12 protein-coding genes are annotated in these 15,598 nt (G+C 62.0%); 5 read left to right on the forward strand and 7 right to left on the reverse strand.

Annotated features, from left to right (window positions below):
* Positions 1-98: 98 nt before the first annotated feature.
* Positions 99-1,316 carry an HAD-IIIA family hydrolase gene (locus tag ACT541_RS19975; RefSeq protein ID WP_476139050.1) on the forward strand — a complete coding sequence of 406 codons (1,218 nt, stop codon included), beginning with the start codon at positions 99-101 and terminating at the stop codon, positions 1,314-1,316.
* Positions 1,317-1,353: 37 nt separating this feature from the next.
* Here the strand turns inward: ACT541_RS19975 and ACT541_RS19980 are convergent, their stop codons facing one another.
* Positions 1,354-2,547, reverse strand: coding sequence for a glycosyltransferase family 4 protein (locus tag ACT541_RS19980; RefSeq protein ID WP_476139052.1), 1,194 nt, complete (start codon positions 2,545-2,547; stop codon positions 1,354-1,356).
* Positions 2,548-2,851: 304 nt separating this feature from the next.
* Here ACT541_RS19980 and ACT541_RS19985 point away from each other — a divergent pair, with 304 nt between their 5' ends.
* On the forward strand, positions 2,852-4,735 hold the full coding sequence (locus ACT541_RS19985) for a methyltransferase domain-containing protein (protein WP_476139054.1): 1,884 nt from the start codon (positions 2,852-2,854) through the stop codon (positions 4,733-4,735).
* Here ACT541_RS19985 and ACT541_RS19990 read toward each other — a convergent pair.
* The 4 genes from ACT541_RS19990 to ACT541_RS20005 all read right to left on the reverse strand — a co-directional run bounded on the left by ACT541_RS19990 (position 4,730) and on the right by ACT541_RS20005 (position 8,970).
* The gene (locus ACT541_RS19990) at positions 4,730-5,380 is read right to left on the reverse strand and encodes an ABC transporter ATP-binding protein (protein WP_476139056.1); all 651 of its coding nucleotides are present in this window, start codon (positions 5,378-5,380) and stop codon (positions 4,730-4,732) included. The genes ACT541_RS19985 and ACT541_RS19990 overlap by 6 nt on opposite strands.
* Positions 5,381-5,390: 10 nt before the next feature.
* Positions 5,391-6,686, reverse strand: a complete 1,296-nt coding sequence (locus tag ACT541_RS19995; RefSeq protein WP_476139058.1) for a KpsE/RkpR family capsule polysaccharide export protein — start codon at positions 6,684-6,686, stop codon at positions 5,391-5,393.
* Between the two features lie 478 nt (positions 6,687-7,164).
* Positions 7,165-8,001 carry a methyltransferase domain-containing protein gene (locus ACT541_RS20000; protein ID WP_476139060.1) on the reverse strand — a complete coding sequence of 279 codons (837 nt, stop codon included), beginning with the start codon at positions 7,999-8,001 and terminating at the stop codon, positions 7,165-7,167.
* A gap of 177 nt (positions 8,002-8,178) precedes the next feature.
* Positions 8,179-8,970, reverse strand: coding sequence for an ABC transporter permease (locus tag ACT541_RS20005; protein WP_476139062.1), 792 nt, complete (start codon positions 8,968-8,970; stop codon positions 8,179-8,181).
* A gap of 128 nt (positions 8,971-9,098) precedes the next feature.
* Between ACT541_RS20005 and ACT541_RS20010 the strand changes: the two genes are divergently transcribed.
* From ACT541_RS20010 to ACT541_RS20020, 3 genes are read left to right on the forward strand one after another with little or no spacing between them, the layout of a single operon-like run.
* A complete protein-coding gene (locus ACT541_RS20010; RefSeq protein ID WP_476139064.1) occupies positions 9,099-10,343 on the forward strand; it encodes a glycosyltransferase family 61 protein in 1,245 nt (414 codons plus the stop codon).
* Between the two features lie 23 nt (positions 10,344-10,366).
* Positions 10,367-11,647, forward strand: a complete 1,281-nt coding sequence (locus ACT541_RS20015; protein WP_476139066.1) for a KpsE/RkpR family capsule polysaccharide export protein — start codon at positions 10,367-10,369, stop codon at positions 11,645-11,647.
* A 10-nt stretch (positions 11,648-11,657) separates the two neighbouring features.
* Complete coding sequence (locus ACT541_RS20020; RefSeq protein ID WP_476139068.1) at positions 11,658-12,854, forward strand: KpsE/RkpR family capsule polysaccharide export protein; 1,197 nt, start codon at positions 11,658-11,660, stop codon at positions 12,852-12,854.
* A gap of 27 nt (positions 12,855-12,881) precedes the next feature.
* On the opposite strand, the gene ACT541_RS20025 is transcribed toward ACT541_RS20020, so the two are convergent.
* Both ACT541_RS20025 and cysC read right to left on the reverse strand, forming a co-directional pair.
* Positions 12,882-14,252 (reverse strand): sulfotransferase family protein, encoded by a 1,371-nt coding sequence (locus ACT541_RS20025; protein ID WP_476139070.1) that lies wholly within the window; start codon positions 14,250-14,252, stop codon positions 12,882-12,884.
* Between the two features lie 305 nt (positions 14,253-14,557).
* On the reverse strand, positions 14,558-15,598 hold a 1,041-nt coding region (gene cysC / locus ACT541_RS20030), incomplete at its 5' end, for an adenylyl-sulfate kinase (protein ID WP_476139072.1).

Below are 15,598 nucleotides of genomic sequence, written 5' to 3' on the forward strand. Positions count from 1 at the left end.
CGTCCGTCGTTCGCGTTTCCGGCCGGCGCGCATCGTCGTTGCGCCGCCGTCTGCGCGCCGGGTGAGGCGGACTTTTCTTCCGAGACGGAGCACTGAGAATGGATCTGGTTCCGAGGCAGGCCGTCGTCCTGTGTGGCGGCATGGGGAGCCGCCTGGGTCCGCTGACGCGGGCCACGCCGAAGCCGCTGCTGCAGATCGGTGGGCGGCCCTTTCTTAGCTGGGTGCTCGGGGAGTTGGTGAGGCACGGCGTCGAGGAGGTCGTCCTCCTCGCCGGCTTCGAGGCGCAGCAGGTGGTCGACTTCGCCGAGGTCGAGGCCGCGCGTCTCGGCATCGAGATCGCCGTCGAGATCGAGCCGCGGCCCGCCGGAACGGGCGGTGCGCTCTGGCAGGCGCGCCACCGGCTGGACGAACGGTTCCTGATGCTCAATGGGGATTCTCTCTTCGACATCAATCTCCTGGGGCTCTGGTCGGCGGCGCGTTCCAACGACGATGCGATCGCCACGCTGGCGCTTCGTCAGTTGCCGGATGCCGCGCGGTTCGGTGTGGTGGAGTGTGACGGCGATCGCGTGTCGCGCTTTGCCGCGCGGCCGGCGAACCCGGGCCCCTGCCTCGTCAACGGCGGTGTCTATGTCCTGTCCCGCCGGATCATCGATTTCCTGCGTTCCGAATGTTCGATCGAACAGGACGTCTTCCCGGTTCTCGCCGCGAGCGGGCACGTGACGGGGGTGCCGAGCGACGGCTTCTTCATCGACATCGGCGTGCCCGATTCCTTCGAGGAAGCGTCGGAGACCGTTCCGCGCCATTTCCGCCGTCCGGCGGTGTTTCTCGATCGCGACGGGGTGATCAACGAAGACTACGGCTATGTCGGAACCGTCGATCGCTTCGTGTGGCGGCCGGGTGTCGAGCGTGCGATTCGCGCTCTCAACGACGCCGGGGTCTTCGTCTTCGTGGTGACCAATCAGGCGGGCGTGGCGCGTGGGTACTATGGCGAAGCCGATGTCGCGGCTCTGCATGGGCACATTCAGACCGAACTGGCGAAGGTCGGAGCGCACATCGACGACTTTCGCTATTGCCCCTTCCATCCGGAGGGGACCGTCGCCGACTACGCGACGGCATCGTCGTGGCGGAAGCCCGAGCCCGGCATGCTCGTCGACCTTCTGGCGCATTGGGATATCGACCGCGAGGCCAGTCTCCTGATCGGCGACATGCCCCACGACGTCGAAGCGGCGCGGCGGGCCGGAATCGCCGGGCGCCTCATCGGTGACGACGCGCTCGACGACGTCGTCTCGACCTGGCTTGCCGTGCGTCGACCGTGATCGGTCGGGCTCGTAAGCGAGAGAGCGACCTCGAGGGTCACGGATCCGGCGGGCGACGCGGCAGCCGGGCCGCATAGATCGCCCCATAGGCCTCCGCCATGACGTCGACGTCGAAGCGGCGCAGAGCGATCTCGCGATTGCGAGCCCCGAGCGTCTCGAGGCGGTCGGGATCGTCGAGCAGGTCCAGGATGCATCGGACGGTTTCGCTCAGATTTCGACCCAGCGTCGCGTCGCTCTCGAGGATCTCCGGCAGCGCGCCCTCGTGGCTTCCCGCGACGGCGAGCCCCATCGCCATCGCAAACGGCGTCACCTGGCCGAAGCTCTCCTGGTGCACGGGTGCGACGAAGACCCGGAACTGCCTGTACCACTCGGGTAGATCCCCATAGGGGACCGTTCCGGTGAAGACGAAATTCGCGCCGACGCCGGCCTCGTTCACCTGACGGACGAACGAATCGAACAGCGAACCGTCGCCGATGATGAAGCAGCGCGTCCGTGGCCGAAGCCTCGCGACCTCGATGAACGGTCTGATGGACGTGTCGTCGAGTTTGTCTCGCTCCAGCCGATAGACCATGCCGATGGAATCCTCGGCATGGGGAGCGAAGGGACGCTCCGAGAAACGACGCAGGTCGATCGCGGGGTAGACGACGGCGGCGGGGACGTGCGCCGCGGTGCCGCCGACCCCCAGAGCCGAATGCGAAACGAAGATGTCCTGGACGATGCTCTTCGACACGAAGCGCGGAACGGGGGTGTTGATGTTCTGAACGACGCCGATACCGACGGCTTCGGCCGCCGCGAAGGCCGCCTCGTACCAACAATCGTCGGTGGAGCCCCAATAGTGAACGTGGACGAGGTCGGGCGCGAGGCGGCGCAACTCCTCCGTCATGGCCTCTCGCGAGCCCGGAAGCGGATGGACATGAATGTCCATCCCGACGTGGCGGCCTCGACGGGGCAGAGCGGCGGTGATCACGCTCATGTCGTAGGCATGGCCGAGGTGGTCGTGCAGGTCGACCAACAGCTGCGTCGAGCCGCCGACGAACACGTTCGGAATGAAGTGGACGATGCGAGGCCGGTGGGCCAGCGGCGGGTGCAGGCGCTTCACTTCGTAGACGGTTCGTCGCGACCGCGTGAAACGACCGACCGCGGCGCGCAACAGTCCCTCGGCGAGAACCGCCGGAGAGACGTCGGCGCGCATGATCTGCCGCTGCGTGTCGAAGACCGGGCGACTGCTCAATGCCTTCTCGCGGCGCCAGAGGGCTTTCAGACGGGTCGAAAGATCACGCAGTCGCGGCATTGGTTGCTCGGGAGAATGGGGGGCGCTCCATGCGCCGCAACTTACATGAACGCGGCGACGAAATGTCGAACAATTGCCGCCGGTGATCCGGCGCGATCGACGGCGTTTCCCAAACGTCACCGACCCTGACGGACAAGGCCGCGACAGACCTCGCGAGGCGCGTCACAGACCCGTGTTCCGGCCGGCGTTTGATGGACAAGGAGGAGCGGAATGACTATCAGTTCCCGCCTGGGGGTTGCCGCGGGTGGTCTCGCCCCTGACGCGAATTGAGGTGAATGCGGTGCTGAATTGGGCGCGTAGCCTCGGCGGTCTCATTCGGCCGGCATCGGTGGAACAGGGCGGTTCGGGCCATTCCGCCGCCACTGCACGCGATGTCGCTCGATTCTGGGACAAGAACGTCGGGCGGCACCGCGATCCGTTCTCCCACTGGGAGAGCCCGGCACCGATCCAGGCGGAACTCAATCGGCTGACGACGGGGCAGGGCGATCTCAGTCCCGTCACCTGGTTCGTCGAAAAGTACGGCCCGTTCGGGAAGGTCGCCGATCTGGGCTGCGGAGACGGTGTTCTCCTCTATCCGCTGGTGGCGCACTTCCCCGAGTTGCAGGCGGACGCCTACGACATCTCGCGCGGTTCGCTGCAGATGGCGCGGCAGAGAGTCCTCGACGGGCTCGGTTCCGACGAACGCTGTCGTTTCATCGAGTGTGACCTCAACATCCCCGATGCGCTGCCGCGTTCGACCTACGACGCCGCCTTCGCCATCGGATCGATGCACCACATCGCGAATCTCGACGTCTGCTTCGCGTCGATCGCCGGCGCGCTCGCGCCCGACGGCGTGTTCTTCCTCACCGATTACGTCGGCCCGGTCCGGTTCCAGTGGGACGACACGACGATGCGCCTCGCGAACGAGCTGCTCTCGCTGGTTCCGGCGCGTTGGCGACTGCGGGATCGCGTCCATCGGTGCGATGCGGTCGCCCTGCAGGCGACCGACCCTTCCGAGGCCGTCGCTTCGGATCAGATCGACTCGACGCTGCGCGTTCATTTCGAGGTCGTCGAGCAGTGGGCGCGCGGCGGAACGCTGCTCGCCCCGATCTTCGGTTCGGGATGTCTCGATGCGGCGATGGACGAGCAGGAGGAGGGGCGTGCGGTCCTCTCGGCACTGTTTGCCTGTGAACAGCAGATGATCCGCGACGGCGTCATCCCCTCCACACACCGCCTCTATGTCGCGCGGCCGCGGCGCACGGACGTGGGCGCGCGCATGCGCGGGCACTTCGATGCGGCGCTCGGTCCCGATGCGCTGACGGCGCGCGCCGGTATGCAGGGCGATCTCGAGGCCTGGCTCGATCTCAACTGGCGTTGGATGCCGGGCGAGTTCTGGACCGAGCATTTCCTCGCACCGTTTCCCCCGGCACCGCTGTCTCATTCGACCTCGGGGCTCGACGAACCGACGCATTTCGCTTGGCATGGCGTGGAGATCGTCAAGGCCCTGGCCGGCGTCAGCCCGAAGCCGCTCAATGCGATCCACAAGCTGCTCGACTTCGGCGTCGGTGTCGGGCGCGTGGCCCGGCTCTTCAAGGGTTTCGGTGGCGACTATGTCGGTGTCGACGTCGACCGCGCCAACATCGCATGGGTTTCGGCGAACCTGCCTTGGGTCGATGCCCATGCGAGCGAGCCCGGGAAGGCGCTTCCCTTCGCCGACGAGTGCTTCGACGGTGTCGTGAGCATTTCGGTGTTCACGCATCTCTGCGAGGCGGACCACGTCTTCTATCTGAATGAACTGGCCCGCGTCATGGCGCCGGGGGGGCTCGCCTTCGTCACGATTTCGGGCGAGCGAGTGTTGCATCGCGCGGAGACCGAGCCGTCGATCGCGGCGATGATCGCCGTTCCGGAGGCGGACATCCGCGCCGCGCGCGTCGCGCTCGACGGCGGGTCGGGCTATGCCTTTATTCGTCAGGAGGGGCACCTGACGACGGCGATCTATCAGTACGGGATCACGTTCATTTCGAAGGACTACGTCGAACGAGAGTGGACGCGCCATTTCGAGATCGTGCAGATCGCCCCGGCGGCCATTCATGATTTCCAGGACATCGTCGTGCTGAAGAAGCGCGAGTTCCCGATCGTCAATTCATAGATTGACCTTGTAATATTCGATGGCGTCGTCGAGCTGGTCGAAGGTCAAAAGTTTCCCGTCTTTCAAGACGACGCCGTCGCCGCAATATTCCTTGATCGTCCCGATCGAGTGGCTGACCATGATGATGCCGCTCTTGGAACGTCTGGCCGCGAACGCTTCCGCGCACCGAAGTTGGAAGCGTGAATCGCCGACGGCGGTCACCTCGTCGATGAGATAGCAGTCGAAGTCGATGGCCATGGACAGGCCGAAGGCGAGGCGCGCCATCATGCCCGACGAATAGGTCTTCACGGCAACGTCGAGATAGACGCCGAGTTCGGCGAAATCGGCCACGAAGTCGATGACTTGCCGGACATCGGCGCCATAGATGCGCGCGACGAAGACGACGTTCTCCCGGCCGGTCATGTCGGGGTGGAAGCCGCCGGAGAAACCGAGGGGCCAAGACACGCGCACACCGCGTCGGATCCGCCCGCGCGTGGGCATCTCCGTGCCGGCGATCATCCGGAGGAGCGTCGATTTGCCGGCGCCGTTCTGGCCCAGGATGCCATAGGCCTTGCCGGGGTCGAGCGCGATCGTGACGTCGTCGACCACGATCTTGGTGTGGAGCTTGGACTTGTAGACCTTGGTCACTCGATCGAGTTCGATCATCGGGACCCCTTCAGCGCAGGTGGCGCGATGCCGTCGTCCAGGCGCCGAAGCCCAGCATCCATGCGACGAAGGCGGCGGCGGCGGTGGCCAGCGCGAACCAGAGTCGATGGGGATAGAGGCTTTCCTGCGGAAGGACCGGTTCGACGATGGGGGTCAGGTAGACGATCTGGCGTTGGATCGCCGTGTTCGCGCGTTCGAAGGCGACCGCTGCCGCCGCATATTGCGCTTCGGCGACCCGACGCTCGAGTTCGAGGCGGTCGAACTGCACGATCGCACCGGCAATCGTCGGGGCGTTGGTTCCGTCGGGCGCGGTGAGACGGCTCTGGAGGAGTTCGATCTGCTGATCGATGGCTCGGATTCGAGCTCGGGCGAGCTGGTTCTGCGGGGCACTCTCGGAAATGACATGATGCGTGGCGTTCATGTCCTGTTCGATCGTGATTCTGTCCTGCTTCAGATCTTCGATGATCTTGTTGACGCCTTCGGCCTGCTTGCGCGGATCGATGATCCCCGTCTGGGTTCGCCAGTCGCGCATGCGCATGAGGACGGACTTGAGCTTGGTTTCCGCCGCCGCGAGGTTCTTCTGCGCCTCGCTCACCATGTCGCGGCGCGAGCGCTCCGAGAGGTTGTTGACCAGTTCCTCGCTGAGCGTGAACACGCCGCGAGCCAGTGCCAGGCTGTCCTCCGGCGAGAAGGCGCGCACTTCGACCGTGACGATGCCGGACGTCGACTCGACGGCGGTCTTGATCCTGGCGCGCCAGAACCGCTCCAGGGCCTCGACGGAATCGTCCGACCTGAAGCGCGAGAGGTAGTCGATCCCGTCGCGGGAAAATCGGTTTCGCAGACCCACGCGCTTTTCGAGTTCGTCGACGATCGCCCGGCTCTTGACGTAGTCGAGGACGATCAGCGTGTCCTGGGCCTGACGGACGGTCGCGAGGCCGACGCTGGCGATCGCGTCGATGGAGGCGCGTTCGCCTGCGCGCACCGCGAAGCGCGCCTCGGAAATGTACTGGTCGGACGCGACCAGGGACCAATAGAGCGTGCCCACGATGGTGGGAACCACGCAGAAGGCCACGAAGCTCCAGACGGCGACGGACCGGGCACCGCGCAGTTCGGTGAGCACGGTCTCGAGCGCGCGGCCGAAGAGCGAGGGGCGAGGCATCGCGCGGAGCTGATCGGCGCGCGACCGGCGCGCCACGATGCGCAGCTCGGCCGACAGCGCCGCCGCGTTGCGAAGCAGACCGACGCGCCGCGGGGTCATGGCGCCGGAGCCGAATGTTCCCGCCTCGACGGAGGCCAGCGATTCCATCAACACGTACCTTCGGCTTGCACGACGGGAGGGCGACCGTTCTCGACCAGGCGCCGGACCAGCAGGCGCGTCGGGCTCAGTGTATCGCGATCACGGCTCAATTCGATCCGGTCGCGTCCCGAGCTGCCAACACATTGCGATAGTAGGCGAGCATGGACTCGCCAATGTAACACCGAATGGCAAAAGGCGGCTCAGCAAACTCTCGAGTGGATTTTGCGGCAAAGCTCCGCCTTTCAGCGGTTTGGCAGCCGGTGCGCCTTTGGGGATTTTCTCACTCAGGATCTTCGTTGGTTGCTCCCTCGGCGTCTGAAACCGTGCTGAGCAGGCTTCTCCCACTAACGTTCTGATCCCTAAATAGGGCTCCCATCGATCCCGTGGATGGATGTCCATCACGCCGTTGACTGAAAAGTGCAATGGAGACTTCGTTCAACCTGAAGTCATAAGACCAATGCGCTCTCGGCTTCGTGTGATCGGACCACTATTTCCGCATACAAAAAGCAAGAATTCCAGCGATTTCGGTTCCAAATACTGCATGTCGTCGGGAGGAGATGAACCGAATTTCCGCCTGTTTGAAGCCGACTTCACGCCCCTGATCGAGAATATCCCATCCCGGAATTGTGAAGACGAGGCTTCCTCCGGACGGATCGACTGGATTGCCGTGGTATTCGGGCTCGGTCAGATATTCGACCTCTCCACCCGAAATGCGAGCCTTTACGTTCGATTCGCGTTGCATGTAGGCAAACGGAAACGTACCGAAAAACAGCCCATCCGGTTTCAAAATACGATGGGCCTCGGTAATTGCGGCCGGCAGATCGGAAACATGCTCTAGAACTTCATTCGAGACGTAGCAGTCAAACTCTTCATCTTCGAACGTGAAATTCGTTACGTCTTCATGTCTTATGCCCGGATGTGCCGCAATATGAGTTTCGGTGGGCAGATATTCACTACCGGTAAATTCTATAACTTCACGAACTCGATCGGCGAATGGAGATAGATGCTCTGACATGTAAATATTCAATTTTGGACCGAGCGAAATAATCTCTTCCAAAAGAATATGCGCAACGGCCCTGTATCTTGGATTGAATCTATTTCCGACTATACTCTCTCTGTAGTTGTTACTTGACATAATAACTTTACTTGGGTGGATGTATCCGCACAGCGGATCGACAAATCCGTCAGTAAGTGCCTTTTTTACAGAATTTTCAATGTACTCTCTGTCAAATACCCACGTATTATCTGAAATGTATTGTCGCCAATCGTCTAAAGACGAAAATGAATTATCGAACTCCGTATTTTGACCTTGTGAAATTTTCATTATATTATCTCTCATTTGATCGCTTCTCTCGATCTTACGCCGTTGCAGGTCGCCGTGGGAAGCGCAAAAAAGCTGAAGTTGCCTTGCCGAGGGCGGTCGTCGGACTCGCCGTCTAGGGAGAGTCTCAGGGGCGACCAAGGGTGGGGCGGCCGCGCAGAAGCCCATTTCATTACTATATCAGATGGCGAGTAGCCGAGAACGCATTAATCGAGCCAGCAGCAAACCTAACGCCAAAGTGACTATCGAGAACGTCAGCGGATAATATGGATCGAGTATCGAGCTCTGGTAGGTCTCGTAAAAACCCGACCGCATCAATTCCACGCATTGCGCAAGCGGGTTGTATTCGAAAATGATGCGATATTTGTCGGGTACTGCATCGGGCAATATCAATATCGCCGACAGCAGGAAGATCAGCGGAGCCGAGACGTTGAATATGAAGATCCAGAAGGGCACCAGCGTTGCGATGACGGCGTTGAACACCCCGACGGCGACACCGAGAAACAGCGTCTGGCCAATCGAGGCCAGGAATATCGTGTAATCGTATGGCACCATGTCGACGCCGATGACGGTCAGGAGGCCGATATAAGAAAACGTGACGAGTGTCATTGCGAGCAGTTCGGTAATGACGCGGGCGCCGACTAGGTCGATTATCTTCACGCGCGGAAAATAGAGAAGTGGCTTGTTGACAGCAATGCTCAACATGATCATTCGCGATGGATAGATGAACAGGATGAATGGGAGTACGGCGATGCCGAGAAAAGCCCAGGTATCGGTTCCCAGCGGGGCGCTTCGGCCCGTGAGCAGATAGACTGCAAACAGGATGAGCAAGTTGAAGAACGGGATCGTCATCGCCATCAGAAAGCCGAGGTACGAACCGCCGAATCTCGTCTTCATGTCGCGAACGACGAGTGTCTCGATGACGCGACGATTGATGGCGACTGGGCTTTCGAGGCGACGTGAGTGATCCATCAATTGCACATGCCTCCCACGATGCCGGATCTCGCGGAATTCCGTCGGGATTTCAATGGGCGCAGTTCGGCGAGTGCGCGCTTTTGAGAGGCGGGGACTCTTTGCGCTCGTACGCCTTCGGTGTATCCATGGGCTCGTCGACCGAAGACGGGGTTATCTCGAAAATGTGGATCAAGCCATACCACCGCGACCGCCTTGAAAACAATGAAGATCATTCCGAGTTCGGTCAAATCTTGGACGCACGCAAGATCGTTTCGGAAGCTTCTTTTTCGACGCCGTTGCGTTCTTACGTCCGTCTCCCGGATGCGCATTGTCCGGGGAGCGAGGTCTATACGGCCGATGGTTTGCAGCAGGAGCGGCCGAAACACCTGCGCGACTGCGTGGCCTCGTTCAAACTCGCCATCACGAGTGATGTCGACGCGACGGTGTTTCTGCCGGAGCAGGCCGTCTTCGTCAACGGCGAGCAGCCGTTCCTGATCGACGAATCGACCTGGCACAGCCAGATATTCTTTTCGAAATTCTTCAGGGTCGACAGATCGACCGGATGGCGCTGGCGCTGTGACCAGGTCTGGAACGAAGATCTCGTCGTCGAAGAAGATCTGAACTTTGCCTATCATCGATTCAATTATCAGTATTTCCATTGGATCATGGACTGCCTTTCCCGCGTCTGGGCGATGAAGCGGTATGGATCGTCTCGTGGGCGGCGGTGGATCGTCGGCCCGAACAATCAGCCCTTCCATCTCCCCTCGCTCGCACTCTTCGATCTGGGGCCGGACGACATGTTCTGGCCGCAGCCGGATATCGTCATGCGTTGCAAGCATCTGGCTTGTCCGGGTTTCGAATTCGAAGAGCCGTTGCAGACGCTGCGACCCGGCTTCAACACGGGCATATTTCATTGCGGGTGGTCGCCGGAATTCTTGAACGACCTCAGGGATCGGGCGCAATCGAAGTATGCCGACGCCTCTCGTCCCAAGGATCTCGACATCTACATCACTCGCAAGAATGCGGCGCACAGGCGCGTTGTCAACGAGGCGGAAATCTTGGCGATGGTGGAGGCGCGGGGGTTCCTGATCGTGGATCCCGGATCTCTGTCTTTCGAGCAGCAAGTCGAAGTCTTCAGCCGGGCGCGTAGTATCGTCGGCGTTCACGGCGCCGGCCTGACGAATGCGCTCTGGGCTCAGCGCGGGTGCAACATCCTCGAATTTTCGCCCCGCGAGTTGAACGATGTCGGCTATCGTTTCCTCTCCGATATGGTTCAGCACAATCACTTCACGATTTTCTGTGACACGAAGGAACATCCGCTCGGCCTTGCCTACGCCGATATCGTCTTGGATGTTCCTGCCTTCCAGCGGGCCCTGAACGACATCTTTTGAAGGGCGAATGCAGGGGCCGAGACATGGCGGGCGATCTGGATCGAGTCGACGCGGCGTTACCGGCGAGGGTCGGCGTTCGCGGTCGGCTCGCGACCGTCGTGGACGGCTTCCGATCGGCCGTTCGAAAGAGCCCGCTGTCGGAAGGGTCGAGGTGGCTCGTGGGCTTCGCTCTTCCGGGCAAATCTTCCGGCTTCGGGGGATTCTATCGGTGGAGCTTTCTCGTCTGTGTCGTTCTGCCGTTCGCCCTCGGCCTGATCTATTTTCGCTTCCTCGCCCAGGATCAGTACGAGGTCGAGACCCGATTTGCCGTGCGGGGACTGACGGAGCGTCTGCCCGGGGCGGAGAAGATCGCTGCCGGTACCTCGCTGACCGAGATCATCGGGCTCACGAACAGCCGTGAAACCTACCTCGTTGCCGAATACCTGCGGTCCCGGGCGCTGATCGACGAGGTCTCCACGCGGCTCGACCTGCGCGACATGTTCGGATGGCCGCGCCTGGATGTCTGGGCGCGGCTCTCGTCCGATCCGTCGGGCGATGCGATGGTCGCCTATTGGCGACGCATGGTGACGCTGACGATCGATCCGGTTTCGGGCGTGGCCATCCTGAAGGTTCGGGCGTTTCGCAAGGACGACGCTCTGGCGCTCAGCCGCGTCGTCATCACGCTCAGCGAGCGGTATTTGAACGAGAAGATGCTGTCCATGCGGGCGCAGGCCGGCGTGCGGGCGGACGAGGGGATTCTTCGAGCGAGCCGGCGGCTCGAGATGGTCGAGGAGCGCGAGCGCCAGTTTCGCGAGCGCGCCGGCGTGATCGATGCCGACAAGGCGACCAAGGCGACCTATGTCGCACTGTTCAAGCTGATCGCGCGAAAGTCACTGGTCGGGGCGCAGCTTTCGGTTCTCCAGCAGAGCGGTGCCGGAGACGCGCCGACGGCCAAGCCCTTGCAGGACACGATCGCTGCGATCGACGTCGAGATCGAGAAGATCAAGTCCGAACTCTCGCGCAGTGGCGCCGGAGACGGCGACGCTCAGACGCTTTCGCGTGTCCTTTCCGAATACGCCGACGTCTCCGTGCAGCGGCAGTTCGCGGAAGACGAGTTCGCCGCGGCGCAGAACATTCTGCAGGGCACGCTGTCCGGGCAGGCTCAGCGTCGGTTGTTTCTCGAGCCCTATGTGCCTCCGGCGCCGCCCTCGCTTTCGAACTACCCCGATCGTCCGCGGTCCTTGATCATGATACTTCTCTTGGGAATGTCCGTCTGGGCCGGCCTCGCGTTGGTCGCCAAGGAGATCGAAGACCATTCCGATTGATGGGTCGTCCATGAGCATCGAGCCGCAACGGCATCCCATGCGACTGTTGACCGACGGTGACGTCGGACGTCGGGAGCCCGCGCCACGTCCGTCGACGTCCTGGTTCGAGAGATCCTGGATCGAGCGGGTGCTGATCGTCGCCCTGATCGTCGTCCCCAATCTGGTCGCCGGCACCTATTTCGCCTTCTTCGCGGCCGATCGCTACGTCGCGGAGGCGAAACTCGTGGCGCGTCCCGTCGGCGGGGCCTTCGACGAGGGCGAAGCGGTCAAGGCGATGACCGAGCGGAGTTCCGGGATCGAAGCCTATGTGATCGAGAACTTCCTGCACAGTCGAAACCTGGTGCGGACACTCGACGAGGACGGGCACGTCAGAGAACTGTATGGGCGCGCAGAGGCGGGGCTGCTGGACGGGATCGGCCGCGACGCGTCCCCCGATCGGGTCTGGCTCTATCTGAAGCGGTTCGTGACCGCGCGCATCGATACGACGTCGGACATCATCACGCTGCGTGTGCAGGCGTTCCGACGCGAGGATGCCCTGCGCCTGTGCCGAGAGATCGTTCAGGAAGCGGTTCGGGCGGCATGGTCCTTCTCGGAGCGCGCCCGTGAGGACGGCCTGCGGGCCTCGCAGCGCGACCTCGACAACGCCTCGGCGCGGTTTCACCGTGCGCTCGTCGCCTTGCAGGAGTTTCGCGATCAGACCGGCTATGTCGCGCCGTTGACGGTCGCGGACTCGTGGGGAAAGCTCGTCGTCTCCGCCGAGCAGGAACGCATCAAGCTCGCCATTCAACGCGCTTCCCTCGCATCGCGCGTGACGCCGAGCAGTCCGGTGGAGAATGCGCTGGCGGCTCGCGAGACCGCTGCGGCCCAGCAGGTCGTCGCCGCGACGGCGCCGATGCTCAACCCATCCGACGCGGCCCTGTCGACGGCCGCGATCTTCTCGAAGTTCGAAGAGTTGGAGCTCGAGCGACAGTTCAGCGAGAGGCTCTACTCGTTCTACCGAAAGGGCAACGAAGAAGGGCGCGCACGGAGTGCCGGTCAGCAGGTCGCGGTGTCGGTCTTTCTGGAGCCCACGGTCTCTCAGTCGCCGGCCTACCCGCAGCGTCTCTTGAACATGAGCCTCATCGCGACGCTCTCGATTCTCGTCTGGGGCGTGTTCAGAGTTTTTCTCGCGGTTCTGCGCGATACGCTGATGTTGCGCCACCGCTGAACCGAATATTTCTGAACCTGCGTGCGATTACATGAAGATCTTCAGCATGCGTCCGGTCAGGTCGCGATAGAAATCCTCGATGGACCCGATGTTGTTGTTGCCCCAGTCGATCGTCCGATGGGACGCTCCGGATCGAATCGACGCATAGGCCGCGTCGCACAGGGAGATTTCATCGCCCTGCAATGCCTCGTGATCGCTCTTTCCAACCATCGACGAGTTGATTCTATCGGAAAAGGCGTTCTTTGCTTTCGCAAAATAGGGCTCTCCGAGAAAATCGAAGCATTCGCGCAATTTTCCTTCGGGGTCGTTCGCGAGATCGTCGAAGAACAGCAGATGGGCTTTGTCCGGGCCGATCGAGTCCAGGAGAGCGAGCTGCATCTGCGTGAAGCGCGTCCAATGTCGGACGGCGTTCGCTTGTTCGTGCTTCGCTCCGCCGATCCGATCGAAATGGCAAAGAGACGCTATGACTTTGCGTGGGTCGCGAACCAGCAGTATGAACTGCGCATGCGGGAACGCCTCGGCCAGCAAGTGTGAGGCAAACGTGTTCTCGGGCGTTCCGTCCACCCACCGGTTCTTCGGGTTCCAGCGACTTCTCAACAGCTGAAAATTCTCGCTGTACCCTCTGGCCATTCCCGACTTGAGTTCGAACAGCGAACCCAGGGCGCGATCCCTGGCGATCGTGCCGTGAAACCGCCCGAGCGCCTCTCCGACGACGTTGAGATAGTCCTCCAACCGGACATCATAGATTTCCGGTGCGGATCCTTGGGCGCGTCGGCGGCTGAGATCATAGCCCGCCATGGCGCCGTGCAATGTCAGCGGCAGCCAGTTGGTTTCGTCGAGCGCCGCGATGTTCGGGTGCTGGCCGATGGCCCAGGTGGTTATGCTCGTGCCCGACCGATAGGGGCCGATCACGAACACGGGGCGGTGGAGATTCTGGCCGAGCGGGCGCCAGTTGGTTTCGAAATGGATTTTCTTCGCCGAATGGCCGGCGTATTCGAAGTATTGATCGCACGCGATATTCTGAAGAAAAATCACGGGATCTTGCTTCGTCGCGGTCCCGAACTCACAGTCGAAATCGATCGTCAACTCTCCCTCATCGGAGGTGGTGCCGATCAACTGATTGACTTCGATGCTCTGATCGCCGAGCTCGAATTCGACGAGTTCGGCGCAGTGTCCGTTTATACCGATGCTCGTGAGCGCCGGAAAATAAGTGAACTGTTCTTCGCTCCCGCAGCGTAGCGTCAGGCCGACTCGATATTGTTGCTCCGGTACCAAGCCTGTTACGCGAAGGCGCGAGCGTCTGGTAAGCGAAACCTCCGTGGAGAAATCGCCATAGTCGATCTCCACCGAGTTTATGCTCGTCGCGACGTCGGAAATCTCAGGCTTCAGCTTCCTCAAGTCGCAGTCCTCGTTCGCGCGTGTCAGTTCATGTGCGGTGCGTGGTGTCGTGTAGAGAAAAATATTATTTCGGTCAATTATCGAACGGGACTCGTGTTGGGCGTTTGGTGCGTTTGCTTATGGAGTACACGATATTTGTATCCAAATGTAACTCGAAATGGCTTTGTTCATGATCTCCAGTGATTTGGCATCCTCCCATCGTCCGATCGCGCTGCCTTCTTTGCAAGGGGCTCGTGGTTGTCTTGCCGTGCACGTACGCGTGCCGCGACCGACCTCGGCGAAATGTCCGTTGTCCCGGTGGCGGCTCAGATCGACCAGTCGTCGCTCTCGCCGAGGATCACGTTGACGACCCGGTCGGCGGCGACCTCGGGGGTGACCTCGGTGGTGTCGATCCGGATTTCGGGCTTCTCCGGCGCCTCGTAGGGGCTGGAGATGCCGGTGAAGTTCGGGATCGCCCCCGCTCTCGCCTTGGCGTAGAGGCCCTTGACGTCGCGGGCTTCACAGACCGCCAGAGCCGTGTCGACGAAGACCTCGACGAACTCGCCCTCGCCGACCATCGCCCGCACCATGTCGCGCTCGGCGCGGAACGGCGAGATGAACGACACCAGCACGATCAGGCCGGCGTCGGTCATCAGCTTCGCCACCTCGCCGACACGGCGGATGTTCTCCACCCGGTCGGCATCGGTGAAGCCGAGATCGCGGTTCAGCCCGTGGCGGACGTTGTCGCCGTCGAGCAGGAAGGTGTGACGGTCGTAGGCCGCCAGCTTCTTCTCCACCAGATTGGCGATCGTCGACTTGCCCGAGCCGGAGAGGCCGGTGAACCAGACGATCTTCGCCTTCTGTCCCTTCTGGGCGGCGCGCGCCGCAGGCGTCACCTCGAGCGCCTGCCAGTGGACGTTGTCGGCGCGGCGCAGCCCGTGCTCGATCATGCCGGCGGCGACCGTCGCGTTGCTCAGCCGGTCGATCACCACGAAGGCGCCGGTCTCGCGGTTCTCCGAATAGGGATCGAAGGCGATCGGCTCGGCGAGTGCGATTTCGACGCGGGCCACCTCGTTCAGGGCCAGCGTGTCGGCGGCGAGCTTGGCGAAGGAATTGACGTCGATCTTGTGGCGGATCGTCGAGACCGACCCGCCGACCGTCTTCGAACCGCATTTGAACAGATAGGACCGCCCCGGCAGCAGCGCGTCTTCCGCCATCCAGACGAGCCGGGCGGCGAACTGGTCGGCGACCGTCGGCCGAGCCTTGGGATCGGCCAGCACGTCGCCGCGGGAGACGTCGATCTCGGCGTCGAGCGTCAGCGTGACGGCCTCGCCCGCCTCCGCCGCGTCGAGGTCGCCGTCGTAGGT

This window comes from Pinisolibacter sp. DMC100 (assembly GCF_056313705.1).